Origin of the sequence: Micromonospora sp. NBC_00362 (genome assembly GCF_026342155.1) — a bacterium.
GTDB lineage: Bacteria > Actinomycetota > Actinomycetes > Mycobacteriales > Micromonosporaceae > Micromonospora > Micromonospora hortensis.
The window spans coordinates 1,895,154-1,909,162 of the sequence record NZ_JAPENH010000001.1 but is presented as its reverse complement, the minus strand read 5'-3'; the positions used below and the strand labels follow the sequence as shown (position 1 = coordinate 1,909,162).

The window sequence follows — 14,009 nt, the reverse complement described above, 5'->3', positions numbered from 1 at the left end:
GAGGAGTCGCTGACATGAGATGGCATTGAAGCGTGATGCCTGATGCCGCTCTGTCTGCATTTGCGGATATATCAGGCAGTCGTGTTATGCCGTGACAGAATCGTTGTAAAACTGGGGGTCAAGGGGTCGTCGGTTCGAATCCGGCCGTCCCGACAGCGAGAGGGTTTCCACAGGTCAGAGCCTGTGGGAACCCTCTTTTTCGTGTTCATGGTGGTTCGTCGAGGTCGAGCACGCCGCTTATCGACCCCTTGACTCGACGGGTGACCGACATGGCTCTACTGGACCTCACCAAGCTCACGACCGACCTGTCCTCGACCTGGGCGGGATACCTGCGCGACTGGGACCGGACGCTGCGGGCGGGCAACTACCCGGAGACGACGCGGTACAACTACCTCCTCGCCGCCGCGCAACTGGCCCGCTACCTGGCCGAGCACTCGCCCGACCCCGATGCCGCCGACGCCGCGGAGGACCCCACCGAGGTGACCCGGGGACATGCGGAGGCGTTCCAGGCGTGGATGATCGAGACCCGGTCGGCGTCGACCGCGCTGAACAAGCACAAAGGTCTGCAGCAGTTCTTCAAGTGGTTGCTGACTGAGGAGGACATCGACCGCTCTCCAATGGATCGGGTCCGACAGCCCAAGACACCACAGAAGCTGATCCCGATCATCCGCGACGAAGACACGAAGAAGCTTCTCGACGCCTGCAAGGGCAAGACCTTCCCGCACCTCCGTGACGAGGCGATCATCCGCCTGTACTACAACACGGGAGCGCGTCTGTCGGAGGTCGGCAACCTGCTGCTCGATGACGTCGACCTCAACACGGAGTCGGTCCACTACCACGGAAAGGGCGCCAAGGACCGACGGGTCCGATTCGGGCCGAAGACGGCCCGGGCCATCAGCCGCTACCTACGCGCGCGGGTCAAGCACAAGGGATCGGAGCTGCCGGATCTGTGGCTCGCCGACCGTGGCGGCCGGAGGTTGGCGGCCAACGGCATCAAGATTCGTCTGAAGCGGTTGGGTCTCGCCGCTGGTGTGGCGAATGTGCACGCCCACCGCTGGCGGCATAACTTCGCCCACGAGTGGAAGCGTGCCGGCGGAAATACCGGTGACCTGATGCTGTTGTTGGGCTGGACCTCGGAGGACATGCCTCGCCACTACGGCGCCAGCGCGGCGGCCGAACGGGCGCAGGAGATCCAGGTGCAACTGGGCATCGGGGAAGGGGTGTAGACGCGGGCAACACGGTCGGCTGGGCCGGGAGTCGGCCCGGCCGACCGTGTTGCTCTTGTCGTCGATCGGCGGACCTGAGTCGAGTGGGGCTGGGTGCGGCCCACTTGCTCCGGTGCAGATTCCGGTACGACTTGTCGTACAGAGCTGCATCGGGGTAGCTGGCCTCCCGCTGATCGCTTGATCGGCATTCGTGACGCCTGGAGGACCGGCGGACGTTCCGATTGGTGACGTTGCTTAACGGATGGTCTGCCAGCGACGCGCGGCTCGGTGTTCGGATGCCGATGATCACAGATCCGGAAGGGGGAGCCGCTCCTCGCTGACTCGTGCGGGGGATGACAACGATTCCTGTGCGGCCATATCGTGCACTCGATGATCCGACCCGCGTTCCTGGATGCTGCCGAGGCCGCCCTAGCCCTGTTGCGCAATCCGATACTGGCCGAGCAATGGTCCTCGCCCAGCGCCCTGCCGGACTTCTCCACCGGCGGCCTCGCCCGCCATCTGGCCAACCAGGTCACTCAGACCGTGACGCTCCTCGCCGCGCCACCAGGAAAATCGGCGATCTCGGTGCTGGAGCACTTCACCGGCAACGCCTGGGTGACTTCAGGCATGGACAGTGCCGACAACATCGACATCCGGCGCCGCAGCGAGCAGACAGCTACAGCGACGAGCCCCAGGGAACTGGCGGACGCGGTCGATACGGCATTGACCGACCTGGGTGCCACGGTGACAGCGCAACCGCCCGACCGCATCGTGGACCTCGGCGACTGGGGCCTGGAAGTCGACGACTTCCTGCTGACCCGGGTCATGGAGCTGGTCGTGCACACCGACGACCTGGCAGTCAGCCTCGGCTTGCCGACGCCACCGATGCCGCAGACAGCGACTGAAGCGACAATCCAGCTGCTGAGCAGCCTCGCGGCCTGGCGACACGGTTCCCTGAACGTGATACGCGCGCTAGCTCGGCAAGAACGAGCTCCCACCTCCATCTCCGCCCTCTAGCTGGCGGAGCGCTCGCTCTGCACGGTCCTTATCTGCCGCTGTCGCGCGTTGGTAGCGCCTGGAGCCGTGCGCTGTCATGCCGATGACAGTGCATTCGCAGATTCGCCGGATGGGCCCAAGTGACAATCTCTCGGCAGGACGTCACCGGATGTGGCCGGGACGCCCGCCCGACAGCGTTGGCTTCGGCGAAACCGCAGCTGACGCGCTGGGTATCGCACCGCGGTGGGCCGGTGGACTGTCTTGTTAATGGGTCGCCGGTGACGACGCCTACGGCGACGACCGACAACTGGCAGGACGGCCTGCCCTTCGCCCAGTGGCGTGCGCTTGCCGCTCTCGTTGTCGTCGACTAGGGATCGATCATGTCTCAGGGAACGCCGGCGGGCGGCTGGGGCTCAGCTGCCCGGCCGCTCGACGAGCCCGACATGCTCGAAGGCGTCCCACAGTTGCGGATCCTGAATGGTGTGGCCGCGTTCTAGACTCTTGATCTGGACGGTGGCGATGTGCGGCAAGTTGTCGATGTGGAGGGTCTCCCAGCCGCGGCACTTCGCGCATCGGTGGCGGATAAGGAACGGGCGAAGCAGATGCAGACGGCCGTCGTCGGTCGCCAGGTAGAGGCTTCCGGCTTCCAGGTCACTAGACCCGTAGGTCCGCTCCCGCACCGGGACCAGCACGTTGTCTCCGGTCAGTTCCTCGAACTCCACCCGTGCGACCTTGCGGAGAGAGTCCCAGTGAATGCGATTGACATGGACGAGGGGAAGATCGGCGAGGAACGACGCCCGTTGCAGGAGGGTGGTCAGGTCGGCGTGGGCGTCGGCGATGGCGGCGGGCAGATCCTCGACCTCGAGCGCGCAATAGCAGAGCAGGACCTCGGCCGTTTCCAGGATGGCGTAGTACGCCGACCCGTCGGCGCCGTTTGAGAGCAGGACCTGTGCCCTGCTCCAGCGGTAGGCGACGGGGTGCGGGTAGCGGGTTCGTACCTGGTGGCTGAAGTCGTCCAGGAGGCCGGCGGCGTCGGCGCGCATCCGCAGCAGCCGGCCGGACTGCATGACGCGCCGTCTGGCGTCGGCAGCGTTCTCGTCCGTCCGTTGCTCCAGCGTGCGGCTTGCGCAGCGGGGTGCCCGTGTCAGCCGTCGAAACCGCCACCGCCCTGGCCACCCATCGCACTTCGCTGCCAAGCCGGACGAGCTGAATAAACCCAACGGCGTGCGGATGGACCGGCAAACCGCCTCGCACCCGCGTAAGCACCTGGCCCAGCCCGCAGGAATCCGGGTGCTGAGGATGCGTACACATGCTGCGCTACACCTTCGCGGCTATGGCAGACGAGATCGGCTCCACCGGGACGGCAATAACCTGTCCCAACACGGGTTGACTGTCGCTGCTCTCGGTTACCGCACGTAGTCGGCGATGGTGCTACGAGCGGCGTTCGAAGCCGCCCCGCGCGTTGTCTGCGGCATGACCGGATGTTCAATGCCGACATTGGACTGCATCCTCATTCAGTCCGGGGCAGCGTGGGCGATAGCGCGGCTGGGTTCCCGGTGAGTTGGGAGCCTGGCGATGTTGAGCATGAAGCCCGTCCAACCCGCCCCCGTAAGACGATCCGCTACCGGACACGGTGTGCGGTTCACGACGCAGCTCGGAGGGTATCGAGCCGGCGCAGGTCGTCGTCGGACAGGCTTAGGTCGGCCGCGGCGACGTTGGAACGCAGGTGGCGGACGCTGGTGGTCCCCGGGATCGGGATGACCGGCACACCGTGTGCCTGCTGCCGGTGGTGCACCCAGGCCAGTGCGACTTGCCCGCTCGTAGTGTCGTGTCTACTGGCGATTTCGCCCAGTGCGGCGCGTAGGCCGCTCGCTACTTGCTCGTCGGCTGTGCTCAGAGGCTGGTGGAGGAGTCCATGACCGTTTGGGGAGTGGGCCACGATGACCACCCCGAGGTCAACCGCGGTAGGCAGCAGCTCCTGCTCGATGTCGCTCTGCACCAGTGACCACTGCTCCTGTAGCGCCGCGATCGGGTGGACGGCGTGTGCGCGGCGTAGGTCGTCCGCCGTCACGTTGGACAGGCCAAGGGCGCGTATCTTCCCCTGGTTGACCAGTTCGGCCATGGCTTCGACGGTCTCCTCGATCGGGACCGTTTCACTGCGATGGTGCAGGTAGTAGAGGTCGATGACGTCGACACCGAGCCGTCGCAGGCTCGCCTCGCTCGCCTGCCGCACGTACGACCGGTCAGCCCGTACGTCGAAGCCACCGGCGAGTTCACCTCGCCATACCAACCCGAATTTGCTGGCCAGCAGCACCTCATCACGGCGCCCTCGGATTGCCCGGCCGACCAGCTCTTCATTCTGGTAGGCATCTGCGGTGTCCACCATCGTGACGCCCGCATCAAGGGCGGCGTGGACGACCGCCACCGGGTCACGGTCGGTGCCGTCGGCGGTTCCATCGCGCAACCTCATCGCGCCGAATCCCTGGTGGCCGAAAGTATCGCGACCCATGGATAAACGCGTTCCCATCTCGGCACTTGGCATGACCCACACCCTAAAACCTCAACCGCAATTGAGGTCCAGTCCGTTAGCGGTGCCCGGTCTGCGCCATCGGGACCAAGGAACCTCATACGGGACGCCACAGCTCAGATGGCCTGTGCGCGGCAGGACCCGTCCGGTGAGCATTCCCGCACAGGGCCGCCATCCGGGACCCCTACGCTCATTGGCGGCCCAGGGGCGCCGACCGTTCGTCTGGCGTGGCGTGAGAGTCGACGTGTCGGCGGCAGCACTAGGGCGCGTTTCAGATGTCAGCGGCGGCGGAGTAGGCGCCAGCGGCCAAGAGCAGATTGGCCGTCTGTGAGTGGTCGCCTCGTAGCGCCCAGTCCAGGGGTGAGTAGCCGGTTCCTCGGTCTTCGCGAAGGTTCGGGTCTGCGTCGTGGGCGAGAAGTTCTTGCACGACGTCGGTATGTCCCCAGGCCGCCGCAGCGCAGAGGGGCGTGCCCTCCCGGCCGTGCCCGCTTTCGGTGTCCGGCGCAGCGCCAGCGGCAAGAAGGAGCCGCACGAGATCGACCGCGCCGTGCACGGAAGCCTGGTAGAGCGGGGTCGTGCCCTCTCGGTCGGCCGCGTTGGGGTCCGCTCCGACGCGCAGGGCGGCGTTGGCGATCGCTGCGTCTTCGCGGAGCACCGCCTCCATCAGGCGATTGATGAGTTTCTTTCGCTGTCGCTTGTTCACGGTCCTCAGGGTAGGCAAGTTTTGCAGTCCAGCGGGTGGCACGTTCAGAGCCATTCGTTGATCGCGGCGACGTGGAGCGTGGCCTGGTAGCGCACAGCGAGTTTGTCGAATCTGGTGGCCATAGCTCGGTGGCGTTTGAGCTGGTTGATGCCGCACTCGACGGCGTGACGCTGGCGGTAGGCGATGGGGTCGATGGTCGGTGGCCGGCCGCCCTTCGCACCTTTCCTGCGCCGGCTGGCGGCCTGGTCGATCTTGATCGGGATGGTCGCCGGGATGCCACGTCGGCGTAGTTCCGCCCGGGTTGCCGCGTGAGCTGTATGCCTTGTCCGCCAAGACTCGATCGGGTCGGGTGCGGGGTCGGCCGCCGCCTGCCCGAGGGACCCGGATGCAGGCCAGGACCCGGCTGAACTGCGGGCTGTCGCCGCGCTGCCCGCCGGTCACCAGCATCGCCAGGGGTTTGCGGCCCTGCTCGCAGGCCAGGTGCACCTTCGTGGTCCAGCCGCCGCGCGACCGGCCCAGGGCGTGATCAGCGGGCTCGTCCTCGACTCCGCCGGGTGGTTCCTTCTGCCGCTCGGGTTGGGTGCGGGCGCCTGCGGCGTGCTGATGCGCCCGCGCGATGGTCGAGTCGACGCTGACATCCCAGCCGATCAGACCGGCCGCGTCGGCGCGGGTCTGCAGCCCGGCGACGATCCGCTGCCACACCCCGGCGCGTTGCCAGCGACGGAACAGTCCGTAGACCGTCTGCCAAGGTCCGTAGCACTGAGGCACGTCCCGCCATGGCGAGCCCACCCGCACTCGCCACCGGATCCCATCAATGAACTGCCGTTTACTCCACTTCGGCGGCCGACCGGCCTCTTACCCCTGGGAAGCAGCGGCACAAGCGCCGCCCACTGAGCGTCGGTCAGGTCGTGCCGCCTCGTCACCGGTATGGTGGCCACGAGGTCATCCCACTGGTGTGAGGTCAGGCGACCCGACGGCCTGCCGGTGTTCGGCCGGGCTGAGACCGCGTACCCGTTTGAAGGCCGCGCTGAGTGCGAATGAGCTGCCGTAGCCGACCTGGCGGGCCACCGCGCCGACGGTGGCGTCCGGTTCGCGTAACAGATCGGCGGCCAGCGTGAGCCGCCAGTTGGTGAGGTACGCCATCGGAGGCTCGCCGACCAGTTCGGTGAACCGGCGGGCCAGCACCGCCCGCGAGATACCGGTGCCGGCCGCGAGGGTGGCCACCGTCCAGGGCTTTGCCGGCTGGTCGTGCAGCAGCCGCAACGCCCTGCCGACCACCGGATCGGCGTGCGCTCGGTACCAGGCGGGCGCCGCCGCCTCCGGCCGGGAGAACCAGGCCCGGAGTGCGGCGATGAGCAGTAGGTCGAGCAGGCGGTCCAGGACCACCTCCTGCCCCGGCTCGTCCTTGGTCATCTCGTCGCTGAGCAACGGGATGAGCGGGCTGTCCAGTGCTCCGGCCGGCAGCACCAGGAGGTGGGGCAGGACCCTCAGGAGCCGTTGGCTGACCTCGTCCTGCAACTGGTACGTGCCACTGAGCAGCACCGCGGTTCCGTCAGCGCGTTCGCCCCAGGTCCGGATACCCAAGTCCATCACTTCGCACAACTCGTCCCCGGTGGGCGTGGTGCTCTGCTCTCCGGGATGGATCACTGCCTGCGGCGCCGTGGCCGGGTCGTCGGCGATCGTGTATGGCTCCGGGCCACGGATGATCGCGACATCGCCGGGTTGCAGCGGCACCGGAGCACCCCGGTCCGGCACCACCCACGCCGTGCCGCGCAGCATGGTGACCAGGGTGAGGGGCGCGCGATCCTGGATCCGTACCGACCAGGGCGGGTCGAACACCGACCGCATCAGGAACGCGCCGCGCGCCCTCGGCCCGTCCAGCAGCCCCGCGAACGCATCCATGCGCAGAGGTTAGCCCCGTGACGTCGGCGGTCGAGACGCCGGGACATGCGATCGAGAGTCTCGCCCATTCCCGGCGCGCTCGCCCTCGACTTGACTGGTTGGCATGACGAAGAACGTTGATGAGCAGCCAATCCTCGTACTGGGCGGCACCGGCAAGACCGGCCGCCGGGTGGTGGACCGACTCGCCAAACTCGGCCGGCCGGTGCGGGTCGGCTCCCGCGCCGGCGAGCCGCCGTTCGACTGGACCGACCAGCGCACCTGGGCACCCGTACTGGACGGGGTTTCGTCGGTCTACCTGGTGTACTACCCGGATCTGGTCGCGCCGGACGCCCTCGCGACGATCCGCTCGTTCACCGAACAGGCGGTGTCCGGCGGGATCGAACGGTTGGTTCTGCTGTCCGGCCGGGGCGAGGAGGAGGCCAAACTCAGCGAGCGGGTGGTCCAGGACTCCGGAGTGGACTGGACGATAGTGCGGGCGAGCTGGTTCAGCCAGAACTTCAGCGAGGACTTCCTGACCGACTCGATTCGCGGCGGCGAGGTCATCCTCCCGGCCGGGAACGTGCCGGAGCCGTTCGTCGACGCCGACGACATCGCTGACATCGTGGTCGCGGCGCTGACCGAGGACGGGCACGCGGGGCAGCTCTACGAGGTGACCGGCCCGCGGCTTCTCACCTTCGCCGAGGCGACGTCGGAGATCGGCAACGCGCTCGGACGGGAGATCCGCTACCGATCGGTTTCGCCGGAGGAGTACGCCGCCGTGATGGCCGGGTACGACGTGCCGGCGGAGCTCGCGGCGGTGCTGACCGAGCTGTTCGGCAAGGTGTTGGACGGCCGCAACGCACAGCTCGCCGATGGTGTGCAACGGGCGTTGGGCCGCAGGCCGCGCGACTTCACCGACTATGCCCGGGACGCCGCCGCCGCCGGTGCATGGGACACGTCACCCGGTGGAGACTGGGCATGAACGCCACCCTGGCTGCCTGTTCGGCGGCGGTGACCCTAGTGGTGACGGGTGCGATCACCGGTGTGTACTACGCCTTTTCGGTGGCGGTGATGCCCGGTCTGAACGCCGCCGACGCTGGCACCGCGATCCGGGCCATGACGAGCATCAACCAGAGGATCCAGAATCCGCTGTTCTTCGTCACGTTCTTCGGCCCGCTCGTCGCCGCCACGTTGACCGGTGTGTTCCTGTTGATCCTCGGGAAGCGGTCTGCGGGTGTGCTGCTCCTGGTGGCCGCGGGGGTGTACCTGGTGGGCGCGTTCATCCCGACGGTGGTCGTTAACGTGCCGTCGAACGAGACGCTCGACGCCGCAGGCGTGCCGACCGATCCTGCGGAGGCGGTCCGGGTGTGGGCTTCCTACTCGTCCGCCTGGACGTGGTGGAACTCGGTACGGGCCGGTGCCAGCCTGATCAGCCTGTTGCTGGCTGGTCTCGGGGTCTACCTCTCGGGCACGTCCCGATGACGTCGCCGTTCGGTGCGGGCAGGGTGGCCAGTTCCGGGCACCCGGGGGTGTCCCTATGGGTTTCATGAAGGGGGTCACCACTGTGCGTCTAGCTCGGCAAGGCGTCGGCGGAGTTGGCGGGCGTCGTGCCGAGGCGCGGACAATCGCCCGATGTCGCGAACGCTGACAGACGAGGCCGGACGACCTGCACAGGGCTTGTGGGCGTCACGACGACAGTCAGCGCTTGCCCGCTGCGCGGCGGTGGCGTCAGAGCGGTTCGGCGGACTTGTAGCAGGCGGAGTGGACCAGGAGCAGGAGGGCTGTCGGTTCTCTGGTGCCACTCACGGTGAGGGAGTAGTCGTCAGGGGTGGTCGTGGCGGTGATTGTGCCCTCGCTGCCGTTGGGGAAAGTGCGGTCCTCGGTAATGGTCCACCCTTGGGAGCGCCATTGGTCGCGGAAGCGGGCGAGGGTTTCGCACGGCGCGGAGCTGGCGGCGGGATTGGCGAGGGTGCTGCCCGTGGCGGCTGCTACTTGGCCGGCGTATTCGTTCACCCGGCGAGTGATGTCGGCCTCGCTCGCGGTCTGCATGTCGCTCGCCTGGTGACGGCACGCCCCCGATGGTGGGGGAGCGGGGCGCGGTGGAACCCAGCGCTGTCCTGTCGGCCGGCCCCCGTTTACCCCCCGAAAACCCCCGCCTGCCGTTGACAATCAGTGACAAGAAGCGACCATTGCATGATCGTGTCTGTGCAGCTCAACGCCTGCTCTTGACAATCAATGACAAGCTCGATTTGGTTACGGATGGTAACAAGGGGTTTTGACAAGCAATGACAAGCCTTGACGAGGCTCGACGTGAGGTTCTACTGGGTTCAAATCTCCTCGTTCCCCACGAGGGTGGCCTGGCGAAAACCCCGCGGTCACGGTAGCCGATACGTGCAGGAGGAGTCTGGAGGCGTGGAACCGGCGGCTGTAGAAGTCGCAGGTTTCGTGCTGGTAGAGCTTTGTGCGGTAGACGTTCGACGACCAGTGAGTCGTTCGGCTGGGGTGACTGTCTCACTGTTCGGCGGAGCGTATGTGGCTGCGGCGGTCACGACAATTGTCGTACGCCCTCTCACTGGAGACGCCTTGCAGCAGACACCCGATTCGTCGGAGCCACCCGCTCAGCACCCGCCCGGAGTCGACGCGTCGCCGTCTGCTGGGCGGCCCTCGGTGCAGCCGGTGGTCCCGGGGGCCGCGCTTCGGGCGGGCGTGAGGGTGGGAATCGTCCTGTCAGTGGTAGTCGTTGGTGGACTCTTCATGTGCTGTGTCGGTGTGGGCGCTCTTGCCGCTGTCGGTTTGATCATCGGCGAGGCGTCACCTTCTCAATCCGCTCCGACTGTCTCTGCCGCCGGACCGACGCCGTCACCAGCTATCCGAACACCTGAGCCGGCTCGCACCACCGCTCTACCTAGCCAACCGGCCACGCCGTCGGCACAGCCGACTCGCCTACCGACGCCTGGACAGCGCCAACCCGTCTACGACACCTTTGAGCGTCGGGACGTCAGCTCGGGATCCGGCGCTCGCCGTCTGGCCTTGCGGGTCGAACTACGCGTCTTTCCCGTCGACAGTCGGCAGGTCATCGACGTGGCGACGCAGATCGTGGAGAGCCATCGCGGGCAGGGGTGGCAGGCGTTGTCAATCGTTGTCACGTACGACCGACGTGAGGTGGTGCCCAGCTACGCGGTGTTCGAATGGGCGCCCGAGGGGCGCTGGACGGACGCCGCCAACGGAGACGCCGCTTCGTGGCAGGGCTACCGGCTGCATCAGGCCGTCGTTCGCGACAAGCTGTCGCAGCCTGATGAGTGCCAGGTGCCGTCGGAGCAGGCCTATGTGCTCAACGCCGAGTTCAACCAGGCAACCGAGGACAACGTCGACGTCAGCGAAGAAGCAGTGCTCGCGGATATCGCCGAACGGCACAGCATCTCGGCTGCCCGCGCTGAAGAACTGGTCCTGGCTGTCGAGGACTGGACAATGTGCTGAGCCCCAACACGCAGGCCGAGTCCACCCGGCCCTTTAGGGCATCGGTCGATCCCGCGGGCGGGCCGAGCACGAAGATCCACCTCGCGGTCGACGGAGGCGGCCGACCGTTGTCGGTCCTGCGGCGCGATGATCTGGTCGGTCAACTGGGACGTGACGAACGGCAACCGCTTTGCCAACACGGTCGGCCCGCACCTGGACGCGCTGCCCTGAGACCGGCACCGCCGGCACGGATCCCGCAACGGGATCCGTGCCGGGTGGGCCGATCAGATGAACGCGAGCGAGCTGAAGAACGCCGGGTAGCAGTCGACATAGATGTCGTAGACGCCGGGCGGCACGTGCACGGGGCCCAGGGTGGCCCCGTTGGAGCACCGGGCGCTGACCGCGGTCGTCGGCTGGCCGGTGAGGGTGCAGCCCTGGAACACGATCAGCCACGGGTCGACGTACTGCCCGGCGTACGGGCAGGAGCCCGACATCACCGAGAAACCGCCGCCCTTCGCCGGTGAGGCGGCGGCCGCCGTCGACGTCGTGACGCTCAACGTGCCGGCGGAGCTCGCCGATGCCCGCTCGGCTCCGATGGCGGCGACAGCCGCGTCGCCGCTCGGCGCGGGTGCCGCGACCGCCGCGGACGGTGCGGCCATGAACGCGGCGAACATCGCCGTCGCGGCCAACAGCAGACTGGATGCGCGGAGAATGCCGGATCGTGCTCCGGCGGAGGGCCGACTACGCCATGTCATAACCAGAACCACCTCTCGATTGCTGTGCGATCTGCGGATGCCGGGGCGCGTACCTGGTCGCGCCCGAGCAGGCCGGGCCGTCGTCCGACGTCCATGGCGAAGCGTTCCAGGGTGCCGGTGGCCGGGTCTTCGTGACAGAGCGAGAACCGGGTCGCCGGCGTACCCCGGTTCTTGCGAATGTCCGCAAGGCTGTCCGGTCCGCGTCAACCGGGCGGCGTGGCCGGAACGCATCGATTACCGTTGACCGGCATGGGCGGTCTGTTCAGCCTCTGGCGGCAGCGAGTGGCCGACAACGCCCACCGGGCGGTTGACGCCTACCAGGAGGAGCTGCTGGAATACCGCAACCTCGCGGCCATGCCGCAGGTGCGGTCGGAGATGCTCGATTTCGCGGTCTTCCTCCGTCAGCGCACGGTCGACCTCGCGGCGGACAGCGCGCCGTTCCACGTGCAGGATCTGGACCTGATGGCCGCGATGGGCCGCCAGCGCGGCGAGAAGGGACTCACCCTGACCGCGCAGCGGCAGGTGCTGCTCGTGCACACCCGGCTGACGCTGCGCGAGGTGTACGAGGCGGCCGGCCCGAACGACATCGCCGCGACGATGCACACGCTCGCCTGGCTGGCTCCCGCGGGACTGGCCGCCCAGGGCGCGTACACCCGGGGCTGGATCGAGGGGCAGCGGCGCGCGCTGGCGACCGTCGCCCAGGTGCGGCTGCTGACGGTGATGCTGCTGGCCGGCGACGACAGCGCGACCGAGCTGGCGCGCGGCCTGCACATGCCGGTCCCCGACCACGTCGTCGCGACGGTGGTCCGGGTGGCCGGCGGGTCGCCCGGGCCGGACCAGGCGGCGCGGGACGAGTTCGCCGGCGCGCTGCTGAAGACGCACTGGATGCCGCTGAGCTGGCCGGAGCCGCACGAGGTGGTCGCGCTGATCCCCAGCTCGCCGGGCGGCCGGCAGCCGGCGGTCGAGCGCGGGCTCGCGCTGGCCCGCGACGTGGCCTCGATGACCGGCCGGCCGTGCGCGGCCGGCACCGCGCCTGGGCGGGTGCGCGCGTTCGGCGACGCCGTGGCGCTGGCCCGGCAGGTCAGCGAGGTCGCACCGGTGCGGGCCGTGCCGCGCCACGCGTACACGGTCACCGACGTCTTCGCCGAGCTGGGCGCCGCCCGACTGGCGGAGGTCGGGCAGTGGCTCCAGGTGGTCGGAGCCCAACTCGACGCCGGCCCCGACCTGGTCGCCACGCTGGACGCCTACTACCAGCACGACATGAACCGGCTCGACACCGCGGCCGCGCTGTGCATCCACCCGCGCACGCTCGACTACCGGCTGACCCGGGTGCGCGACCTGACCGGGCTGGAGGCGGGCTCGACCCGCGGCGTACGCGTGCTGAGCACCGCCGTCGCCCGGATCCTCGCCGGCTAGATGAGCAGCCGGGTGAGCTCCCTGTTCTTCATACTGATGTAGCTCAGCTTGTTACCGAGACGCATCGAAACCTGTAGCGAGCTGATCATGCCGGACGGGCCTGTGGGGCTCGAGAATCGGGTTACGCCGGCTGAGCTGCAGTTCGCCCGACATCGACCTGGCCGACACGATGAAGGCCATGAGCACATCGCTGATGTACCTGCTGCTTCGCCAGGTTCTACAGATGTTGTCCCAGCTCGCCTGCAATGGTGGGGCCAAGAACGTGGAAATCCTGGTACTCCGGCATCAGGTGGCGGTGCTGCGCCGACAGGTGCACCGCCCAGATCTTCAACCCGCCGACCGGGTGGTGTTGGCGGTGTTGTCGCGGCTGCTGCCCCGCCCGCGCTGGTCGGCGTTCTTCGTCACCCCAGCGACACTGCTTCGGTGGCATCGGGAGCTGGTCGCCCGACGATGGACCTACCCGCATGCCCGGCCGGGCCGGCCGCCCGTCGACAACCGGGTCCGTGGGCTGGTGCTGCGCTTGGCGGCGGAGAACCGACACCGTGCTGTTCAAGCGGGTCTACGTGCTGTTCTTCGTCGAGATCGCCACCCGCCAGGTCCACGTCGTCGGGGTGACCGCCCATCCGAGCGGCGCCTGGGTAGCGCAGCAGGCGCGCCACCTGCTGATGGACCTCGACCAGCGGGTGGCCGAACTGCGGTTCCTGCTCCGCGACCGGGACACGAAATTTACGGCGGCCTTCGACGCGGTGGTCACCGCCGCGCGACTCGGTCGATCGGGATCAGGGGTGCCGTCCAGGATCGCGTACGCGATCCTGGCGATGCGCCGCATGGCCGCGTTCAGGTCCTCGGCCTGCGTGGCGAGCAAGTCGATGGCTTCTCGGACGTACCGCCAGACCGTGGTGACGCTGACCGCGAAGCCGCAGGCCAGTCGAGCGATGGTGTCACCGTTACGCAGATGGGCCAGGGTGAGCAGGGCCTGCCGGCATCAAGACGTCGCCACCGGCCGCGGCGGCGGGTGCGTTCGGCGCGGATGAGGTCGGCCAGGTGGTTCAGAGTGCGGCTGGACAGCG

12 protein-coding genes and 2 pseudogenes are annotated in these 14,009 nt (G+C 68.0%); 6 read left to right on the top strand and 8 right to left on the bottom strand.

Features of this window, described 5'->3' with window-relative positions; all coding sequences use genetic code 11:
- Window positions 1-269: 269 nt before the first annotated feature.
- Both OG992_RS08730 and OG992_RS08725 read left to right on the top strand, forming a co-directional pair.
- Window positions 270-1,226 carry a tyrosine-type recombinase/integrase gene (locus OG992_RS08730; protein WP_266302943.1) on the top strand — a complete coding sequence of 319 codons (957 nt, stop codon included), beginning with the start codon at window positions 270-272 and terminating at the stop codon, window positions 1,224-1,226.
- 369 nt (window positions 1,227-1,595) lie between these two features.
- Window positions 1,596-2,222 (top strand): maleylpyruvate isomerase N-terminal domain-containing protein, encoded by a 627-nt coding sequence (locus tag OG992_RS08725; RefSeq protein ID WP_266302942.1) that lies wholly within the window; start codon window positions 1,596-1,598, stop codon window positions 2,220-2,222.
- 392 nt (window positions 2,223-2,614) lie between these two features.
- Here OG992_RS08725 and OG992_RS08720 read toward each other — a convergent pair whose 3' ends face one another.
- The 5 genes and pseudogenes from OG992_RS08720 to OG992_RS08700 form a co-directional block, all read right to left on the bottom strand.
- Window positions 2,615-3,268, bottom strand: coding sequence for a hypothetical protein (locus OG992_RS08720; RefSeq protein ID WP_266302941.1), 654 nt, complete (start codon window positions 3,266-3,268; stop codon window positions 2,615-2,617).
- 575 nt (window positions 3,269-3,843) lie between these two features.
- On the bottom strand, window positions 3,844-4,743 hold the full coding sequence (locus OG992_RS08715) for an aldo/keto reductase (RefSeq protein ID WP_266302940.1): 900 nt from the start codon (window positions 4,741-4,743) through the stop codon (window positions 3,844-3,846).
- A 256-nt stretch (window positions 4,744-4,999) separates the two neighbouring features.
- Window positions 5,000-5,431 (bottom strand): ankyrin repeat domain-containing protein, encoded by a 432-nt coding sequence (locus OG992_RS08710; RefSeq protein WP_238687175.1) that lies wholly within the window; start codon window positions 5,429-5,431, stop codon window positions 5,000-5,002.
- A gap of 44 nt (window positions 5,432-5,475) precedes the next feature.
- Window positions 5,476-6,396 (bottom strand): annotated as a pseudogene (locus OG992_RS08705) (IS5 family transposase).
- A complete protein-coding gene (locus OG992_RS08700; protein ID WP_266302939.1) occupies window positions 6,374-7,333 on the bottom strand; it encodes an AraC family transcriptional regulator in 960 nt (319 codons plus the stop codon). The pseudogene OG992_RS08705 and the gene OG992_RS08700 overlap by 23 nt, the downstream one beginning before the upstream one ends.
- Window positions 7,334-7,436: 103 nt before the next feature.
- On the opposite strand from OG992_RS08700, the gene OG992_RS08695 reads away from it, so the two are divergent.
- Together OG992_RS08695 and OG992_RS08690 are read left to right on the top strand one after the other, a co-directional pair.
- The gene (locus OG992_RS08695; RefSeq protein ID WP_266302938.1) at window positions 7,437-8,294 is read left to right on the top strand and encodes an NAD(P)H-binding protein; all 858 of its coding nucleotides are present in this window, start codon (window positions 7,437-7,439) and stop codon (window positions 8,292-8,294) included.
- On the top strand, window positions 8,291-8,794 hold the full coding sequence (locus tag OG992_RS08690) for a DUF1772 domain-containing protein (RefSeq protein WP_266302937.1): 504 nt from the start codon (window positions 8,291-8,293) through the stop codon (window positions 8,792-8,794). The genes OG992_RS08695 and OG992_RS08690 overlap by 4 nt, the downstream gene beginning before the upstream one ends.
- Before the next feature lie 246 nt (window positions 8,795-9,040).
- Here OG992_RS08690 and OG992_RS08685 read toward each other — a convergent pair whose 3' ends face one another.
- Entirely contained in the window at window positions 9,041-9,361 is a 321-nt protein-coding gene (locus tag OG992_RS08685; RefSeq protein ID WP_238687179.1) for a hypothetical protein, read from the bottom strand.
- A 1,032-nt stretch (window positions 9,362-10,393) separates the two neighbouring features.
- Between OG992_RS08685 and OG992_RS08680 the strand changes: the two genes are divergently transcribed.
- Window positions 10,394-10,789: a hypothetical protein gene (locus OG992_RS08680; protein WP_238685096.1), complete on the top strand. Its 396-nt coding sequence runs from the start codon at window positions 10,394-10,396 to the stop codon at window positions 10,787-10,789.
- 263 nt (window positions 10,790-11,052) lie between these two features.
- On the opposite strand, the gene OG992_RS08675 is transcribed toward OG992_RS08680, so the two are convergent.
- Window positions 11,053-11,523, bottom strand: a complete 471-nt coding sequence (locus OG992_RS08675; RefSeq protein WP_266302936.1) for a hypothetical protein — start codon at window positions 11,521-11,523, stop codon at window positions 11,053-11,055.
- Between the two features lie 249 nt (window positions 11,524-11,772).
- Here OG992_RS08675 and OG992_RS08670 point away from each other — a divergent pair, with 249 nt between their 5' ends.
- The gene (locus tag OG992_RS08670; protein ID WP_238685094.1) at window positions 11,773-12,939 is read left to right on the top strand and encodes a CdaR family transcriptional regulator; all 1,167 of its coding nucleotides are present in this window, start codon (window positions 11,773-11,775) and stop codon (window positions 12,937-12,939) included.
- Window positions 12,940-13,698: 759 nt separating this feature from the next.
- Here the strand turns inward: OG992_RS08670 and OG992_RS08665 are convergent.
- A pseudogene (locus tag OG992_RS08665) lies at window positions 13,699-14,007 on the bottom strand (transposase family protein); the annotation flags it as partial.
- Between the last annotated feature and the right edge of the window lie 2 nt (window positions 14,008-14,009).

What these genes read in the sequence shown, in the direction of transcription:
- OG992_RS08730 (WP_266302943.1), top strand. Translation starts at nt 270, where the DNA reads ATGGCTCTACTGGACCTCACCAAGCTCACGACCGACCTGTCCTCGACC.
- OG992_RS08725 (WP_266302942.1), top strand. Translation starts at nt 1,596, where the DNA reads ATGATCCGACCCGCGTTCCTGGATGCTGCCGAGGCCGCCCTAGCCCTG.
- OG992_RS08720 (WP_266302941.1), bottom strand. Translation starts at nt 3,268, where the DNA reads ATGCAGTCCGGCCGGCTGCTGCGGATGCGCGCCGACGCCGCCGGCCTC.
- OG992_RS08715 (WP_266302940.1), bottom strand. Translation starts at nt 4,743, where the DNA reads ATGCCAAGTGCCGAGATGGGAACGCGTTTATCCATGGGTCGCGATACT.
- OG992_RS08700 (WP_266302939.1), bottom strand. Translation starts at nt 7,333, where the DNA reads ATGGATGCGTTCGCGGGGCTGCTGGACGGGCCGAGGGCGCGCGGCGCG.
- OG992_RS08695 (WP_266302938.1), top strand. Translation starts at nt 7,437, where the DNA reads ATGACGAAGAACGTTGATGAGCAGCCAATCCTCGTACTGGGCGGCACC.
- OG992_RS08690 (WP_266302937.1), top strand. Translation starts at nt 8,291, where the DNA reads ATGAACGCCACCCTGGCTGCCTGTTCGGCGGCGGTGACCCTAGTGGTG.
- OG992_RS08685 (WP_238687179.1), bottom strand. Translation starts at nt 9,361, where the DNA reads ATGCAGACCGCGAGCGAGGCCGACATCACTCGCCGGGTGAACGAATAC.
- OG992_RS08675 (WP_266302936.1), bottom strand. Translation starts at nt 11,523, where the DNA reads ATGACATGGCGTAGTCGGCCCTCCGCCGGAGCACGATCCGGCATTCTC.
- OG992_RS08670 (WP_238685094.1), top strand. Translation starts at nt 11,773, where the DNA reads ATGGGCGGTCTGTTCAGCCTCTGGCGGCAGCGAGTGGCCGACAACGCC.